Raw genomic sequence first — 15,940 nt, forward strand, 5'->3', positions numbered from 1 at the left:
GGTGTGATGCGTACGTCGGCGGCAGGGCCGGAGTCGCAGCACGTCGATATCATCAGACTATACCACGCCGGTAGCGTTCCATGGCATCGGTCGGTGGCACGCGGGGGAGAGCAGGGATGAGGCAAATGGTTGACGGCAAGATGCGACGCGCGTGGTTGGGCCTGGCGGCGGGGCTTGGCCTGGCCGTGGCCACCGGTGTTCAGGCCCAGGGGTTGAGCTGGGAGGATGGTCTGCGCGGTGATGCCCCGGACCGCTATACCGTGGTGCGGGGTGACACCCTGTGGGATATATCGGGACGCTTCCTGCGCCACCCCTGGCAATGGCCCGAGGTGTGGCAGGTCAACCCCCAGATCCGTAATCCGCACCTGATTTACCCCGGGGACGTGGTCTACCTCTATGACTGCGATGGTCGCCCCTGCATCGGGCTCGAACGCGGCCAGGGTCAGGTGCGGCTTTCTCCGGAGATGCGCACCATCCCGCATCGCGAAGCGATTACCCCGATCCCCCTGGAGGATATTCGTCACTTCCTGCGTGAACACCGCATCGTCGATGATCCCGAGGCCCTCGAGGAGCTGGCCTATGTGGTAGGGGGTGACGACCGCCGATTGATGAGCGGCGTGGGGGATCGGCTCTATGCGCGGGGCGAGGTGCCTGCCATCGGTCGTGTAGGATTCTATCGCGTGGGGGAGCGCTTCCTGGACCCGGCCAGCGGTGAGCTGCTGGGCCTCGAGCTGGAGGGGGTCGGCCAGGCACGCCGCGAGCGTCAGGAGGCCGAGATGGCGGTGCTGGAGGTGACCTCGTCGCAGCAGGAGGTGCGCAACGGCGATATCGTGCTGCCCCTGGAGGATCGTGGGCTGGTGACCGAGTTTGTTCCCCGCGCGCCCGAGCGCGAGGTGGAAGGCACCATCCTGGCGGTGCCCGGGGGCGTGCAGTTCATCGGTCGCCTGCAGGTCGTGGCGCTGGATCGCGGCCGCCGTGACGGGCTCGAGCCCGGCCATGTGCTGAGAGTCGAGCAGCGTGGCGAACTGGTCAGCGACCCGCGTACCGGCGAGCAGCTGCGCCTGCCGGGGGAGGATGCCGGGCTGGTGATGGTCTTCAAGGCCTATCAGAAGATGAGCTACGGCCTGATCATGGAGGCCAGTCGAACGCTGGCCGTGGGGGATCGCGTCCACAACCCGCGGCGGGCGGTCAGCGCCGCCCTGCGCTGAGGCCTGGCAATGGCGACGCCCAACCTCGGCACCCGGGAGTGGCTGGCCCTGACGGGCCTGCCGGGGCTCGGTGCTGGGGCTCTGGTCGAGCTGCTCGCCCGGCAGCCGCAGTGGCCCGACGGCTGGCTGGCGGTGTTGCCGCGGCGGGCCGCCTCGGAATTGCGGCTATGGCTCGACCATCCCGCGCGCAGCCCGCTCGAGGCCCGGGTGGACGCTGCCCTGGCCTGGGCGGCGGCCAGTGACGACCACTACCTGCTGCACGCCGGGCACCCCGCCTGGCCAGGCCTGCTCTCCGAGATTGCCGACCCGCCTCCACTGTTGTGGGCCTGGGGTGACCTCACCAGCCTGGCGCCTCCCAAGCTGGCCATGGTGGGATCCCGTCGCGCCACCCGCGAGGGGTTGACCAATGCCGCCGGCTTCGCCCGTGAGCTCGCCACACGGGGCTGGTGCGTGGTCAGCGGCATGGCGCTGGGTATCGATGCCGCCGCCCAACAGGCCGCCCTGGATGCCGGTGGCACCAGCGTGGCGGTGCTCGGCTGTGGCGTCGATGTGATCTATCCCCCGCGCCATCATCGGCTACATGCCCGTCTGCGTGATGCCGGGGGGTTGCTGCTTTCCGAGCATCCCCCCGGTACCCCGGCCCGGGCCGGCTTCTTCCCACGTCGCAACCGTATCGTGACCGGGCTCAGCTGTGGGGTGCTGGTGGTGGAGGCGGCCGAGCAGAGTGGTTCGCTGGTCAGCGCACGACTGGCCGGGGAGCAGGGCCGTGAAGTGTTCGCCCTGCCGGGCTCGCTGCATAATCCTCAGGCGCGAGGCTGTCTGCGCCTGATCCGCGAAGGTGCGGTGCTGGTGCGTGAGGTCGATGATATTCTAGCCGAGCTTACCCAGTGGCAGGCTCCGGTAACGCCCGCCACGATAACTGCCGAGGCCTCAGGTCGGGATGATGACCCACTGCTGCGCTGGCTGAGCGGGACTCCGACGCCGGCCGACGTGCTGGTGGGGCTGACCGGGCTCGATATCGCCGAGTGCCAGCGACGCCTGCTGACACTGGAGCTCGAAGGGCGTGCGGCACGGGTCGCCGGTGGTTGGGTGCGCCTCACGGCGGCGTGATAGAATTCTCGGCCATTCGCGCCCAGCCGAGTGAGGAGAGCCCATGAGCCAGGCCCATCAGATCGAGCAAGCCGCCGCCACCCTGCGTCAGGGAGGGGTGATCGCCTATCCCACGGAGGCGGTCTGGGGGCTGGGTTGCGACCCCGACAACGAGGAGGCCCTGGCCAGGCTGCTACGTCTCAAGCGGCGTGACCCTGCCAAGGGAGTGATCCTGGTCGCGGCGAGCATCGACCAGTTCGACGCGTGGCTGGAAGGGCTACCCGCCGAGCAGCAGGCACCCCTGGCAGCCAGCTGGCCTGGGCCCAATACCTGGCTGGTGCCCCATAACGGGCGCAGCCTTCCCCTGGTGCATGGCGAGCATGATCGAGTGGCCCTGCGCGTTAGCGCCCATCCCCTGGTGGCGGCGCTCTGCGAGGCCTTCGGTGCTCCCATCGTTTCCACCTCGGCCAACGTGGCCAGCGAGCCGCCGGCGATGAGCGCCGACGAGGTGCGCACCCTCTTCGGCACCGAACTCGATGCCGTCGTCGAGGGGGAGCTCGGTGGTCTCGCGCGTCCCAGCACCATTCGCGATCTGGTCAGTGGCCGGGTGCTGCGCTCCTGACCCATCCACTCTTCTTTCATCCTGCCTGGAGGCACCGTTGGCCCACCCGCAACTCGAAGACGTCAAGACCTACCTGCTCGACCTTCAGGAGCGCCTGTGCAGCGCCCTGGCTGCCGTGGATGGCGGCGCGGTGTTCCACGAGGATGCCTGGCAGCGCCCGGGGGGCGGTGGAGGTCGCTCCCGTGTGATCGAGAAGGGACGAGTGTTCGAGAAGGGTGGCGTCAATTTCTCGCACGTCTACGGCGAACAGCTGCCACCCTCGGCCACGGCGGCCCGCCCCGAGCTGACGGGGCGCAGCTTCCATGCGGTGGGGGTCTCCTGGGTGCTGCATCCCGAGAATCCCCATGTGCCGACGAGCCATGGCAATGTCCGTTTCCTGATCGCCGAGAAGTCCGGCGAGGCGCCGGTATGGTGGTTCGGCGGCGGCTTCGATCTGACCCCCTTCTACCCGGTTCATGAGGATGTGGTCCATTGGCATCGGGTTGCCCGGGATGCCTGCGCCCCCTTCGGCGAGGGTGTCTACCCGCGCTACAAGGCGTGGTGTGACGACTATTTCCATCTGAAGCATCGCGACGAGACCCGCGGCGTGGGTGGGCTCTTTTTCGACGACCTCAATGAATGGGGCTTCGAGCGCAGCTTCGCCTTCCAGCGTGCCGTGGGCGACGCCTTCCTCGAGGCCTACCTGCCGATCGTGAAACGCCGGGTCGATACGCCCTGGAGCGAGCGCGAGCGCGCCTTCCAGCTCTATCGCCGGGGGCGCTATGTGGAGTTCAATCTGGTGTGGGATCGCGGCACCCTGTTCGGGCTGCAGAGCGGTGGGCGCACCGAGTCGATCCTGATGTCGATGCCACCGCTGGCGAGCTGGGAGTATGACTGGCACCCGGAGCCCGGCAGTGCCGAGGAGTGTCTCTATCGAGACTATCTGCGCCCCCGTGACTGGCTCGGCGAGCAGGCGGGGCGAAGCCAGGGCCAGGAGGAGGACGGAGCATGACCGATCGCTACTGTGTCTTCGGCCACCCGGTGGCCCACTCGAGGTCGCCGTTTATTCATGCCGCCTTCGCCGAGCAGACCGCCGATACCATCGAGTACACCGCCATCGAGGCGCCGCGTGACGATTTTCCCGGCGCCTGGAGGCGCTTCACCGCCAGCGGTGGACGCGGCGCCAACGTCACCGTGCCCTTCAAGGAGGAGGCGTTCCGCCTCTGCGACACGCTCAGCGAGCGTGCCCGGCGTGCCGGCGCGGTCAACACCCTGATCCTGGGAGTGGACGGCCAGACCCATGGCGACACCACCGATGGCATCGGCCTGGTGCGCGATCTGGAGCGTCATGGCGTGAGGCTGGCCGGGGCGCGCATCCTGGTGCTCGGTGCCGGTGGCGCGGTGCGTGGCATTCTGGAGCCGCTGCTGGCCGGACACCCGGCGAGCCTCCTGGTGGCCAATCGCACTGCCGCCAAAGCCGAGGCCTTGGCCACTGACTTCGGGGACCTGGGCGAGATATCGGGGGGGGGCTTCGACAGGGTGGAGGGGCCGTTCGATCTGGTGATCAACGGCACCAGCGCGAGCCTGGCGGGCGACCTGCCGCCACTGCCCGATGGACTGTTTGCCGCCGGCGCTACCGCCCATGACATGATGTATGGCGCCGAGCCCACTGTGTTCCTGCGCTGGGCTGGAGCGCGCGGCGCTCGCACCGTGGATGGCCTCGGCATGCTGGTGGAGCAGGCGGCGGAGTCCTTCTTTCAGTGGCGGGGCGTGCGTCCCGATACCGCCCCGGTGCTGGAGCGGCTCCGCCAGGGGCTGTAGAGGAGGTGAGTAGGCCCTTGTCGGGGGCGACTCCAGCGCTGGCGCACCCCTTGGCATCCTGTGGGGGCAGACCCCCGGCCAAGCCGCCAGCTCTGCCTCGGTTGGGATCTTCGGACGAGCTCTTGGCCCAAAGTGGTCACGGCGGAGCAGCATGCCTCGAAGAAGCAGGCGAGGTTACCGCCGCTTGGTATACAGCCCCACCATGCACAACGCCAGACCGATCAGCGACAGCAGCATCCCGCCATTGACCAGCCAGGGGTAGCGTTGTAGCCAGGAGACGAAGGGTTGGGGGGTGTCGCGGCAAACCCCTTCCAGATAGTCCCAGTGGCCCCCCGAGAGCGTGCACTCCCGCACGCTCGAATACTCCCAGAAGTAGACGCCCATCAGTGCCAGCATGGGGACGATCAGCAACAGCAGTCCGAGTCTCAGCATCTCAGGACCTCGAGCAGCTGGGCGTGCGGCCGGCCTGACGGGCGCGCTCGTAGCGGCTCAGGGCATCGCCCATGCGCGCCTGCAGGGCCTGGCTGCGCTGGCCGTGGCTGGGGTGGCTGGAGAGCCAGGCGGGAGGCTGGGCACCGCCCTGGGCGCTCATGTTGTTCCATAGCGCCAGGCTGGCACGAGGGTCGAAGCCGGCTTCGGCCATCAGGTAGAGACCGAGCTCGTCGGCCTCGCTCTCGTGACTCCGCGAGAAGGGCATCAGGATGCCGTACTGGGCGCCCATGCCGAGGGCCCCCATGATCTGCTCGCCACCCGCTCCCTCGAGGCCGGCGGCCGAGGAGAGCACCGATAGCCCGAGCTGGGTAGCGGTCTGGGTGGAGACACGCTCGTTGGCGTGACGGGCCAGCACGTGGGTGATCTCGTGACCGATCACCGCGGCCAGCTGGTCCTGGTTGCGGGCGACCTCCAGCAGGCCGGTATGGACCCCCATATAGCCCCCGGGCAGGGCGAAGGCGTTGGCATCCTCGGCCTTGAAGACACGAATCTGCCAGTTCTGGGACTGACGCTGCTCGGGTGGCAGCGCACGCACCAGGGCATCGGCCACGCACTGTACATAGCGCTGGGTGGCGCCGCCCACCATGGGGCGCTCCTGCTGGTATTGCTCGAAGGCCTGGGCGCCCATCTGGTCAAGCTGGGCATCGGACACCAGGGTCAGGCGCTGGCGCCCGGTGGGGGAGGTGGTGCAGGCGGCGACGGTCAGGCATAGCGCGCCGATGGCGAGGGGTTTGAGCCAGCGCATGGCGGGTCTCCTTGATGGGCGATGACATCCAGCCTGTAAGACGCTGGACGAAGGTCCGAGTTCGCCACAAGATACTCGGAACGCTTGCGAGGTCAACCGTCGCTTACGGATTCAAACTGCCTCAGGGAGGCATGTCACCAGCCAGCCCCGAAGGGGTAGCACTCCCTGGGACTTTACGAAGGAGAAGCCAATGGACGCTGAGCTGACGCGTCGCCTGCTGCACCTGCTGGATCGCGTAGAGCACTGGCTGCCGCCGGCTCCGGTGGAGGTGGACTGGTCGCGGGATGTGGCCGCCCTGTGGCAGCGTCATGCCCTGGGAGGGCGACTGCTGCCGGTGCCGCCCCGGGATGCGCTAGGCCTGGATGATCTGATGGGCATCGAGCGCCAGAAGCTGGCCCTGATCGATAACACCCGGGCCTTCCTGCAGGGGCTGCCCGCGAACCATGCCTTGCTGTGGGGCTCCCGGGGCAGCGGCAAGTCGTCGCTTATCCGAGCCCTGCTCAATAGCCTGGCCGACGAGGGTCTGCGCCTGGTACAGGTGGATCGCCACGACCTCTCCGGTCTGCCGACACTGGTGGAGCAGCTGCGTCACCATGACCAGCGCTTCGTGGTCTACTGCGACGACCTCTCCTTCGAGGGACACGACGATGCCTACAAGGCACTGAAGAGCGTGCTGGACGGCGCCCTGACCGGCCCTCCGCCCAATGTGCTGCTCTACGCCACCTCCAATCGCCGCCATCTCCTGCCCGAGTCGATGAGCGACAACGCCGGGTCGAGGCTGGTGGGCGACGAGCTGCACCACGGCGATGCGGTGGAGGAGAAGATCTCGCTCTCCGACCGCTTCGGGCTCTGGCTGGGCTTTCACCCCTTCAACCAGGATGTCTATCTGGAGGCGTGCTGTCACTGGGTCTCCCAGCTGGGGCATGCCGAGGATTGGGGCACCGAGGCGCGGGCCGAGGCGATCCGTTTCGCCACCCTGCGTGGTGGGCGCAGCGGGCGCACCGCCTGGCAGTTTGCCAACCACTGGGTGGGTCGCCGGCGGCTGCATGACAGGCAGTAAACACGAATCAGCAGACACGAAGGCGCCCGGCACGTTCCAGGGATTTCCTGAAAGCGGGCCGGGCGCCTGTGGTCGAGGGGGCGGGGTCAGCGGCGGCTGTTGCGAGCCTCCTTGGTGCGCGAGAGCTCGCGCTTCTTGGCCTTCTCGCGGTCGCTGGCGCCTGCCATCTTGTCGTAGGGGTTCTTGCCGGAGCGGAACTCGAAGCGCATCGGTGTGCCGCGCACCTTGAGCACCTTGCGGAAGGTGTTGGTCAGGTAGCGGCGATAGGCCTCGGGCAGGGACTCGGTCTGGTTGCCATGAACCACGATGATCGGCGGGTTGCTGCCGCCCTGGTGGGCCATGCGCAGCTTGATCCGGCGCCCACGAATCATGGGCGGCTGGTGCGACTCCACCGCGTCCTGCAGGATGCTGGTCAGGCGGTTGGTGGACCAGTGGGCGTTGGCCGAGGCGAAGGCGCGCTCCAGCGACGGATAGAGGTCGCCGACTCCGGTGCCGTGCAGTGCCGAGATGAAGTGCAGGTCGGCATAGTCGGCGAATCCCAGGCGACGCTTGATCTCGGCGCGCATTTTCTCCTTGGCCTCGCTCTCCAGGCCGTCCCACTTGTTGACCGCCAGTACCAGGGCGCGGCCGGTGGTCAGCACGTAGTCGAGCAGGTGCAGATCCTGCTCCACCAGTCCCGAGCGGGCATCGAGCACCATGATGGCGACATGACACTCCTTGATCGCCTCCAGGGTCTTGATGATCGAGAACTTCTCGGCCACTTCACGGACATTCTTGCGGCGCCGTACGCCGGCGGTATCCACCAGCACATAGGGCTTGCCACGGCGCTCGAAGGGGATCTCGATGGCGTCACGGGTGGTGCCGGCCTCGTCATAGACCACTACCCGCTCCTCGCCGAGCAGACGGTTGACGAGGGTCGACTTACCGACATTGGGGCGACCGATGACACCGATGCGGATGCCCTTGGTGCCGGTGTCCGCCGGAATGCTCTCGTCGCGCTCCGGGAAGGGGGCGAGTACCTCGTCGATCAGCGTGGTGACATTGCGACCATGGGCGGCGGCGATGGGACGAGGCTCACCGAGGCCCAGCTCCCAGAACTCGGCGGTGGCACTGTCCTCGTCGAGGCCGTCGGTCTTGTTGACCACCAGCCAGGTCTTCTTCTGGTTGACCCGCAGGTGGTTGGCGATGGCCTCGTCGGCGACATTGAGGCCGGCTCGGGCATCGACCAGGAACAGCACGATGTCCGCCTCGTCGATGGCAGCCAGCGACTGTTCGGCCATGGCGGCATCGATGCCCGCCTCGTCGCCGCTGATGCCTCCGGTGTCGATCACCGTGTAGGCCTTGCCGCCGAGCATGCCGTTGCCGTACTTGCGGTCCCGGGTCAGGCCCGGGAAGTCGGCCACCAGGGCGTCGCGAGTACGGGTCAGGCGGTTGAACAGGGTCGACTTGCCCACATTGGGCCGACCGACCAGGGCGATCACGGGTGTCATCGGATATCCAGGGTCTCGAGGGTGCCGTCATTGGCCAGCACATGAATGCGATTGCCGTCGGTGACCGGGCGCACGCCGATGCCGGAGCCGTCGATGCGCTCACGGCCAACCATCTCGCCGCTGCGTGCGTCGATCAGGTGCAGGTAACCGTCGAAGTCACCGAACACCAGCTTGCCGTCGGCAAAGGCCGGTGAGGTAGGCCGACGGCCCTCCAACGCGGTGTTGCGCCAGACCTCCTCCCCGCTGTCGGCGGCCAGGGCCAGGATTCGCCCCGACTCCTCGACCACGAACAGGAAGTCACCCACCACCAGGGGGGTGTGGAAGCTGGAGAGCTCGCGGGCCCACAGGGGCTCGCCGCGGGTCGCCTCCAGGGCCACCAGGCGGCCGTTGTAGCTGGTCACGAAGAGGCGGCCGTCGGGGGTCAGCAGCGGCTGGCCGGCGAGGTCCACCAGGCGCTCGATATCGCTGCGCCCCTGAGCCACGGCGATGCGCCGCTCCCACAGCGGCTGGCCGCTGCGGTTGTCCAGTGCCACCAGGCGGCCGTTGGCGAAGCCGGCGAATGTCACCGGGTCGATGGTCGTGGGGGTGCCCGTGCCGCGCAGGGTCAGCGAGGGCAGGTTGGCCTGATAACGCCAGCGCTCATCGCCGCTGGCGCGATCCAGGGCGGTGATGGAGCCGTCGACGCTCTGCACGATCAGCAACTGTTGATTGGGCTGGGGGGCGGCCAGCACCTCGCTGGGCACGCGGGCACGCCAGCGCACGCTGCCATCACGCTGGCTCACCGCCAGCACCTGGCCGTCGCGGGTGCCCAGGTAGATGTCTCCGGCCACTGCGGTGAGGGCGCTGGAGACCGGCACGTCGAGCGCCGTCTCCCAGCGAGTGTCGCCGGTAATGGCATCGAAGGCGAACAGCTCACCCTGGTAGTCGGCGGCGAACAGGGCATCGCCCTCGCGCGCCGGTGCGATGGGATAGGCGGCACGCCCCTGGCCGTCACCGGCGCCCTCGCGCCAGGCAGTGTCGAGCTCTGCGCTCGTCGCGAAATCCCGGAGTTCGGTCGGCGGGTACTGTGGTTCCACCTGGTTGCCGGCACAGCCGGCGAGCAGTGTCAGGCCCGCAAGGGCGGCGATCAGGAAGGTCGGTTTCATGCGTCCAGCCCCCGGTTGTCATGGCTTGTGGTATCGTGGCTCGATGTTTCCAGGGCCGAGCCTTCGAGATCCGGCGACTCAAGCCCCAGATTGTCGAGCTTGAGCTGCACGCCATAGAGCGGCTGCTCGTTGGTCGCGGCGAGACGCAGTGCCTCACGCCAGGCCGTGGCGGCCTCTTCGCGACGCTCGAGGGCGTGATAGGCATCGCCGCGCACCTCGGCCCGCTGGGCGGCCAGCGCCTCTGGGACACCACTCTGCAGGACATTCAGTGCCTGATCGGCGTCGCCCTCGGCGACCAGCAGTCGTGCCAGGCGCAGCCGCGCCAGGCCGGCCACATAGTTGTCCGAGCCGGCATCCGCCAGGGACTGCAGGCGCTCCCGCGCGCCGGCCAGGTCACCCTGGGCGACCGCCAGGCGGGCATCCATCAGGCGCGCCAGGTCGGCATACAGCGTCTTGCCATGCTCATCGACGATCTCGTCCACCAGGGCGCGTGCCTCGGGGAGCTGCGCCTCATCGAGGTCGTTGCCGGCGGTCAGGTTGACCAGTTGCTGGTAGCGCATCGAGGCGGCGGTGGCCTGGTTCTCCTGATAGCCCTGCCAGGTATTCCAGCCCAGCACGCCCGCGGCGGCCAGCGCCACGCCGGCCACCAGCGAGAGGCCATTCTCCTTCCACCAGCGCTTGAGCGCCTCGACCTGTTCTTCCTCGGTTCTCAGCTCCGCCACGGGCGGTCTCCTTGTGTGTCTGGTGTGGGCCTTCAGGCCAGCAGATCGCGCAGCTCGTCGACCAGGGCGTCCCGGGCCAGGCTGCGCTGGTCACGCTCCTCGCGCAGGAACTTCAGGGTCGCGGTGCCGTGGGCAAGCTCGTCCTCGCCAAGCAGCAGGGCCAGGCGAGCGCCGCTGCGGTCGGCCTTCTTGATCCGGCTCTTGAAGCTGCCGCCGCCACAGTGCAGCTGGGCGCGCAGGGTCGGCATGTCGCCACGCAGCTGCTCGACCAGCTGCAGGGCGGTGCCGGCCGCGGCATCGTCCATGGGCAGTACATAGAGATCGAGTTCGCCGCGGGCGGCATCGGGAATCAGTTCAAGGGTCTCGAGCAGCAGCACCAGGCGTTCGATGCCCATGGCGAAACCTACCGCCGGGGTCGGCTTGCCCCCCAGCTGCTCCACCAGGCCGTCGTAGCGGCCGCCGGCACATACCGTGCCCTGGCTGCCGAGCGCGCGGGTGGTCCACTCGAAGACGGTGCGACTGTAGTAGTCGAGACCGCGCACCAGGCGCGGGTTGATCACATAGTCGATGCCGGCGGCATCGAGCAGGGCGCGGAGCGACGCGAAGTGCTCGCGGGACTCGGCGTCCAGATGGTCGAGCAGCTGGGGAGCGCCGGCCAGCATTTCGGCCATCTCCGGGTTCTTGGAGTCGAGGATGCGCAGAGGGTTGCTGGTGAGGCGGCGCCGGGAGTCTTCATCCAGCAGCTCGTGATGCTGCTCGAAGTAGGCCACCAGGGTGTCGCGGTAGGCGGCGCGAGCCTCGGAGGAGCCCAGGGAGTTGAGCTCCAGGGTGACATGCTCCATCAGCCCCAGTTCGCGCCACAGGCGTGCCGAGAGCAGGATCAGCTCGGCGTCGATATCCGGCCCCTCGAGACCGAAGCTCTCCACGCCGACCTGGTGGAACTGGCGGTAACGCCCCTTCTGGGGGCGCTCGTGGCGGAACATCGGTCCCTGGTACCAGAGGCGCTGGGTCTGGTTGTGCAGCAGACCATGTTCCATGGCGGCGCGCACGCAGCTCGCCGTGCCCTCGGGGCGCAGGGTCAGGCTGTCTCCGTTGCGATCCGCGAAGGTATACATCTCCTTCTCGACGATATCGGTCACTTCGCCGATGGAACGGGAGAACAGTGCGGTCTGCTCGACGATAGGGGTGCGGATCTCGGCATAGCCGTAACGGGCCATGAGGTTGCGGACCTTGCCTTCGAAGTACTGCCACAGGGCGGACTGCTCCGGCAGCAGGTCGTTCATGCCACGAATGGCCTGGATCTTCTTGGCTGGCGCCTTGGGACTTGCTTGGGACTTGCTCAACGGTGGCTCCTTGATGGATGCCGGCGACTCAGGCGTCGCGGGCGATCACGTCCTGTTCGGTCTGCTCTTTCTCGCGCACCTTGTCGCGGATCAGTCGCTCGAGGTCATCGACCAGATGGTCGTTACGCAGCTTGGAGGCCGGCTTGCCGTCGATATAGACGAGGTTGGCCGGGGAGCCACCGGTGAGGCCGATATCGGTCTCCTTGGCCTCGCCCGGGCCGTTGACCACGCAGCCGATCACCGAGACATCGAGCGGCGTCATGATGTCCTCGAGGCGCTCCTCCAGGGCATTCATGGTGCCGATAACATCGAAGTTCTGGCGTGAGCAGCTGGGGCAGGCGATGAAGTTGATGCCCTTGGAGCGCAGGCGAAGGCTCTTGAGCATGTCGAAGCCGACCTTGATCTCCTCTATCGGATCGGCGGCGAGTGATACGCGGATGGTATCGCCGATGCCGTCCATCAGCAGCATGCCAAGGCCAATCGATGATTTGACGGTACCCGAGCGCAACCCACCGGCCTCGGTGATGCCGAGGTGCAGCGGCTGCTCGATGCGTGTGGCCAGGTCACGGTAGGCGGCCACCGCCATGAAGACGTCGGAGGCCTTGACGCTGACCTTGAAGTCCGGGAAGTCGAGGCGCTCGAGGTGATCGATATGACGCATGGCCGACTCGACCAAGGCCGCCGGCGTGGGCTCGCCATACTTCTTCTGTAGATCCTTCTCCAGCGAGCCGGCATTGACGCCGATACGGATTGGAATGCCGTTATCGCGGGCCGCCGAGACAACCGCGCGTACGCGATCCTCGCGGCCGATATTGCCGGGGTTGATACGCAGACAATCGACGCCCAGCTCGGCGACGCGCAGGGCGATCTTGTAGTCGAAGTGGATGTCGGCGACCAGCGGTACCTCGACCTCGCGCTTGATGCGACCGAAGGCCTCGGCGGCCTCCATGTCGGGTACCGAGACGCGCACGATATCGGCACCGGCGGTCTCGAGCTGGCGGATCTGCGCCACGGTGGCGGCCACATCCAGGGTGTCGGTATTGGTCATGCTCTGCACCGAGATGGGGGCATCGCCCCCGACGGCTACCCTGCCGACGTGGATCTGGCGTGACTTGCGACGGACGATAGGGGATTGTGCGTGCATGGTGACGGAATCATTCTCCCAGGGTGAAGCGGGCGACATTGCTGGCACCGGCGCGCTCGGCGAGGTCTATGTTTTCGCCCTGCCAGACCAGCTCGACACCGGAGGCGTTGCCTACGGTAAGTCGGAAGGGCGGCTCGCCTTCGACGTTGGCCGTGGTGCCGGGTTCCTGCAGGCCAACGAAGACGCGCTGGTTGGTGGCGTCGAAGACCTCGGTCCATGACTGCTCGTTGAAGGTAAACGCCAGGCGGCCGGCATCGGCCGGCGTAGCACTCGACGCGCTGTCGGCGGCGGACTCGGTGCCTTCCTCCGGCTCGACAGCGGCTTCGGCGCTGGTCGGCTCCTGTGTCTCGGCGTCGGCGAGAGCCTCGATATTCGGATCCGGCGTGACCGACGAAGTGCTGCTCTCCTGCAAGGCGTCTTCGGCGGCCTCGGCGGGGCTCTCGACAGAGGCTTGCTCCACCGGCGTAGGCTCGTCGGGCAGCGGCGGCAGGCTGTCCGGTTCGGCAGTGGCCGAAGCCTCGGATTCGGTTACGCTGGCGGTGCCATCGAGCCGGTCTACGGCAACCGGGTCGCTCTTGCCGATGCTTGGCGGCTCGCCCCCGCCACGGCTCTGCCACCACATCAGGGTCAGGCCGATCAGGCCGGCAAGAACCAGCAGGGAGACCAGGCGGAACAGCCAGGCGCCCAGACGTGAGGGGGGCTTGCTGATCTGAACCGGTGTGACCTGACGCTGGGCGGCGTCATGTCTGCCGAAGCGGGCGCGATAGGCTTCCAGTACCGGGGTGTCGTCGATACCGAGCAGGTGCGCATAGGCGCGCAGGTAGCCGCGCCGATAGGTGGCGATCGGCACCTCCTCGTAGCTGTCTTCCTCGAGGCCACGGATCACCGCCGGCCTCAGGTTGAGCGCACCGGCCACCTCGGAGAGGGAAAGGCCCTGGCTCTCGCGTTCACGCCTCAGCTGCTCGCCGGGCGAGGCCGTGGCATCAGCATGCAGGTCCTGTTCATGGGGGTCGCTCATGGCGGCGCATCCTTGGTGGCGTTCTCGGGTCAGGGCGTGGTGCCACGCCCCTCCAGCTGTTGGGTATAGAAGGCGGCAGTGGTGCCGTCGCCCTGGGCCCTGGCGATGTCGCTGGCCAGTCTCAGCGCTTCAGGACGCGGGCCGGCCAGGCGCATGAAGGCCTCGATCTGTGCTCGAGCCTGGGGCAGTTGGTTCTCGGCATACTCCAGTTCGGCCAGGGTGAAGTAGCTGCGCGGAGCGCGTGGGTCGATCTCCTGGGCGCGGAGCAGGTTCTGCCGCGCCTCCTGCACCTCGCCGAGCTCACGATGACACTGCCCGAGGTTGGCGAACAGCTGGGCGCGGTTGGGATACTGGGCATCCTTCGAGGCTCGCTCGAGCTGGTCGCAGGCCTCACGCACGTGACCGCGCGCGTAGAGGAACGCCGCATAGTTGTTGCGGGCCCGGGTGAAGTCGGCATCGGCCGTCAGCGCCCGGCGGAAGGTCTCGTCGGCCAGCGTCTCTTCGCCCTGGCGCTGGTAGACCATGGCCATGGCCTGCAGCGCCTCAGGGTCATCGGGAGCGATCTCCAGCGCCCGGTCCAGCGCCCCCATGGCGCGCCGCAGGTTGTTGCGCTCCAGATAGGCGACGCCGAGCTGGGTGTAGGCGTCGGCCGGACTGGTCTCGCTCTCCGCGGAGGCGATCCCCTGTGATTGAGTGGCGCAGCCGGCCAGCCAAAGGCTGCCCAGCAGAGCGGCCAGAGGCAGCAGCGAGCTTCCGGTGAGGCGTGAGCGGCGTATCATGAACTCCTCCCGAGGATCGACAGGCTCCCACCGGCGGTGTGCCGCGGACTGACGGAAGCCGGAGGGAGGCAGGGACCCATCAAAGCGTTGTGCCCGGTTGAAGTCAAGGTGGCCCCTTCAGTCGGCGTCGAGCTGGATCGACTTGATATAGCGCTCGTGCCGACGGGTACGGTCCTTCACCCGACCCACCAGCTGGCCGCAGGCCGCATCGATATCGTCGCCCCGCGGAGAGCGGATCGGGGCGGTGTAGCCAAGTTCATAGAGCCACTGCTGGAAACGCACCACCTGGTTGCGTGACGGTGTCTCGTAGCCCGAATGGGGGAAGGGGTTGAAGGGGATCAGATTGATCTTGCATGGCAGCTCGCGCAGCAGCTCGGCGAGCTGGCGGGCGTGCTCCTGCTGGTCGTTGACCCCCTTGATCACCGTGTACTCGATGGTGACCACGCGGGTGTCGTCGCACTTGGCCAGATAACGCTGGCAAGCATCCAGCAGGGTGCGAATGTTGTACTTGCGGTTGAGCGGCACCAGTTCGTTGCGCAGCTCGTCGTTGGCAGCGTGCAGCGAGATGGCCAGGCTCACGTCGAGCTCGTCGCCAAGCTTGTCGAGCATCGGCACCACGCCGGAGGTGGAGAGCGTGACACGGCGCTTGGAGAGGCCGTAGCCGTCATCGTCGAGCATCAGCTTCATGGCCGGCACGACGTTGTCGTAGTTCAGCAGGGGTTCGCCCATGCCCATCATCACCACGTTGGTAACCGGGCGGTTGGCAGTATCCTTGCGCGGGCCCACACTGCGCTGGGCCACCCAGACCTGGCCGATGATCTCGGCGGCGCTGAGATTGCGCTGGAAGCCCTGCTTGCCGGTGGAGCAGAAGCTGCAGTCCAGCGAGCAGCCCACCTGGGAAGAGACACACAGGGTGCGGCGCTTGCCATTATCGGCAGGGATCAGCACCGTTTCCACGTAGCTGCCGTCCTCGACCTCCAGTACCCACTTGCGGGTTCCATCGTTGGAGGTGCCCTCGTAGACCACGCCGGGGCCGCGAATTTCGGCCACCTCGGCGAGCCTTTCACGCAGCGCCTTGGAAAGATTGGTCATGGCCGCGAAGTCATTACAGCCCTCGTGGTGGATCCACTTCATTACCTGGGCGGCGCGAAACTTCTTCTCGCCGATGGAGAGGAAGAAGGCCTCCATCTCCTGGCGGGACATGCCGAGCAGGTTGGTCTTCTGGGGTGCGGTTTCAGCGGTCATGGCGTTCAGCGGGTCGGGGAAGGGGGGAGCGCAGGGGA

Annotated in this window: 16 protein-coding genes; 6 read left to right on the forward strand and 10 right to left on the reverse strand. The window is 67.4% G+C overall.

Annotated elements, in window-relative coordinates; all coding sequences use genetic code 11:
- Positions 1-125 precede the first annotated feature (125 nt).
- From E0702_RS10525 to aroE, 5 genes are read left to right on the forward strand one after another with little or no spacing between them, the layout of a single operon-like run.
- Positions 126-1,208, forward strand: coding sequence for a LysM peptidoglycan-binding domain-containing protein (locus tag E0702_RS10525; RefSeq protein WP_439952327.1), 1,083 nt, complete (start codon positions 126-128; stop codon positions 1,206-1,208).
- Between the two features lie 9 nt (positions 1,209-1,217).
- Positions 1,218-2,318, forward strand: coding sequence for a DNA-processing protein DprA (gene dprA / locus E0702_RS10530; protein ID WP_132043605.1), 1,101 nt, complete (start codon positions 1,218-1,220; stop codon positions 2,316-2,318).
- Positions 2,319-2,361: 43 nt separating this feature from the next.
- Positions 2,362-2,919, forward strand: a complete 558-nt coding sequence (locus E0702_RS10535; protein WP_132043607.1) for an L-threonylcarbamoyladenylate synthase — start codon at positions 2,362-2,364, stop codon at positions 2,917-2,919.
- A gap of 37 nt (positions 2,920-2,956) precedes the next feature.
- Positions 2,957-3,910 (forward strand): oxygen-dependent coproporphyrinogen oxidase, encoded by a 954-nt coding sequence (hemF, locus tag E0702_RS10540; protein WP_132043609.1) that lies wholly within the window; start codon positions 2,957-2,959, stop codon positions 3,908-3,910.
- On the forward strand, positions 3,907-4,719 hold the full coding sequence (gene aroE, locus E0702_RS10545) for a shikimate dehydrogenase (protein ID WP_132043611.1): 813 nt from the start codon (positions 3,907-3,909) through the stop codon (positions 4,717-4,719). The genes hemF and aroE overlap by 4 nt, the downstream gene beginning before the upstream one ends.
- A 174-nt stretch (positions 4,720-4,893) precedes the next feature.
- On the opposite strand, the gene E0702_RS10550 is transcribed toward aroE, so the two are convergent.
- Both E0702_RS10550 and E0702_RS10555 read right to left on the reverse strand, forming a co-directional pair.
- Positions 4,894-5,151, reverse strand: a complete 258-nt coding sequence (locus E0702_RS10550; protein ID WP_132043613.1) for a hypothetical protein — start codon at positions 5,149-5,151, stop codon at positions 4,894-4,896.
- Between the two features lies 1 nt (position 5,152).
- Positions 5,153-5,956 carry a M48 family metallopeptidase gene (locus E0702_RS10555; protein WP_132043615.1) on the reverse strand — a complete coding sequence of 268 codons (804 nt, stop codon included), beginning with the start codon at positions 5,954-5,956 and terminating at the stop codon, positions 5,153-5,155.
- A 190-nt stretch (positions 5,957-6,146) separates the two neighbouring features.
- Between E0702_RS10555 and E0702_RS10560 the strand changes: the two genes are divergently transcribed.
- On the forward strand, positions 6,147-7,016 hold the full coding sequence (locus tag E0702_RS10560) for an ATP-binding protein (RefSeq protein ID WP_132043617.1): 870 nt from the start codon (positions 6,147-6,149) through the stop codon (positions 7,014-7,016).
- An 86-nt stretch (positions 7,017-7,102) separates the two neighbouring features.
- Here the strand turns inward: E0702_RS10560 and der are convergent, their stop codons facing one another.
- The 8 genes from der to rlmN all read right to left on the reverse strand — a co-directional run bounded on the left by der (position 7,103) and on the right by rlmN (position 15,902).
- Positions 7,103-8,506 carry a ribosome biogenesis GTPase Der gene (der, locus tag E0702_RS10565; protein WP_132043619.1) on the reverse strand — a complete coding sequence of 468 codons (1,404 nt, stop codon included), beginning with the start codon at positions 8,504-8,506 and terminating at the stop codon, positions 7,103-7,105.
- Positions 8,503-9,651 carry an outer membrane protein assembly factor BamB gene (gene bamB / locus E0702_RS10570; RefSeq protein ID WP_132043621.1) on the reverse strand — a complete coding sequence of 383 codons (1,149 nt, stop codon included), beginning with the start codon at positions 9,649-9,651 and terminating at the stop codon, positions 8,503-8,505. Before bamB ends, der begins: the two co-directional genes overlap by 4 nt.
- The gene (locus E0702_RS10575) at positions 9,648-10,373 is read right to left on the reverse strand and encodes a YfgM family protein (protein WP_132043623.1); all 726 of its coding nucleotides are present in this window, start codon (positions 10,371-10,373) and stop codon (positions 9,648-9,650) included. Before E0702_RS10575 ends, bamB begins: the two co-directional genes overlap by 4 nt.
- Positions 10,374-10,405: 32 nt before the next feature.
- Complete coding sequence (gene hisS, locus E0702_RS10580; protein WP_306766912.1) at positions 10,406-11,716, reverse strand: histidine--tRNA ligase; 1,311 nt, start codon at positions 11,714-11,716, stop codon at positions 10,406-10,408.
- Positions 11,717-11,744: 28 nt separating this feature from the next.
- Positions 11,745-12,860, reverse strand: coding sequence for a flavodoxin-dependent (E)-4-hydroxy-3-methylbut-2-enyl-diphosphate synthase (ispG, locus tag E0702_RS10585; RefSeq protein WP_132043625.1), 1,116 nt, complete (start codon positions 12,858-12,860; stop codon positions 11,745-11,747).
- 10 nt (positions 12,861-12,870) lie between these two features.
- Complete coding sequence (locus E0702_RS10590; RefSeq protein WP_132043627.1) at positions 12,871-13,878, reverse strand: RodZ domain-containing protein; 1,008 nt, start codon at positions 13,876-13,878, stop codon at positions 12,871-12,873.
- Between the two features lie 29 nt (positions 13,879-13,907).
- Entirely contained in the window at positions 13,908-14,657 is a 750-nt protein-coding gene (pilW, locus tag E0702_RS10595) for a type IV pilus biogenesis/stability protein PilW (protein ID WP_132043629.1), read from the reverse strand.
- A 117-nt stretch (positions 14,658-14,774) separates the two neighbouring features.
- Positions 14,775-15,902 (reverse strand): 23S rRNA (adenine(2503)-C(2))-methyltransferase RlmN, encoded by a 1,128-nt coding sequence (gene rlmN / locus E0702_RS10600; RefSeq protein ID WP_132043631.1) that lies wholly within the window; start codon positions 15,900-15,902, stop codon positions 14,775-14,777.
- Positions 15,903-15,940 lie beyond the last annotated feature (38 nt).

Origin of the sequence: Halomonas marinisediminis, assembly GCF_004347715.1 — a bacterium.
In the GTDB taxonomy this organism is placed as follows: domain Bacteria; phylum Pseudomonadota; class Gammaproteobacteria; order Pseudomonadales; family Halomonadaceae; genus Halomonas; species Halomonas icarae.

Coding starts and splice junctions, on each gene's coding strand:
- E0702_RS10550 (WP_132043613.1), bottom strand. CDS start 5,151: ATGCTGAGACTCGGACTGCTGTTGCTGATCGTCCCCATGCTGGCACTG.
- der (WP_132043619.1), bottom strand. CDS start 8,506: ATGACACCCGTGATCGCCCTGGTCGGTCGGCCCAATGTGGGCAAGTCG.
- E0702_RS10525 (WP_439952327.1), top strand. CDS start 126: ATGGTTGACGGCAAGATGCGACGCGCGTGGTTGGGCCTGGCGGCGGGG.
- E0702_RS10535 (WP_132043607.1), top strand. CDS start 2,362: ATGAGCCAGGCCCATCAGATCGAGCAAGCCGCCGCCACCCTGCGTCAG.
- rlmN (WP_132043631.1), bottom strand. CDS start 15,902: ATGACCGCTGAAACCGCACCCCAGAAGACCAACCTGCTCGGCATGTCC.
- E0702_RS10555 (WP_132043615.1), bottom strand. CDS start 5,956: ATGCGCTGGCTCAAACCCCTCGCCATCGGCGCGCTATGCCTGACCGTC.
- E0702_RS10560 (WP_132043617.1), top strand. CDS start 6,147: ATGGACGCTGAGCTGACGCGTCGCCTGCTGCACCTGCTGGATCGCGTA.
- dprA (WP_132043605.1), top strand. CDS start 1,218: ATGGCGACGCCCAACCTCGGCACCCGGGAGTGGCTGGCCCTGACGGGC.
- E0702_RS10590 (WP_132043627.1), bottom strand. CDS start 13,878: ATGAGCGACCCCCATGAACAGGACCTGCATGCTGATGCCACGGCCTCG.
- ispG (WP_132043625.1), bottom strand. CDS start 12,860: ATGCACGCACAATCCCCTATCGTCCGTCGCAAGTCACGCCAGATCCAC.
- bamB (WP_132043621.1), bottom strand. CDS start 9,651: ATGAAACCGACCTTCCTGATCGCCGCCCTTGCGGGCCTGACACTGCTC.
- pilW (WP_132043629.1), bottom strand. CDS start 14,657: ATGATACGCCGCTCACGCCTCACCGGAAGCTCGCTGCTGCCTCTGGCC.
- aroE (WP_132043611.1), top strand. CDS start 3,907: ATGACCGATCGCTACTGTGTCTTCGGCCACCCGGTGGCCCACTCGAGG.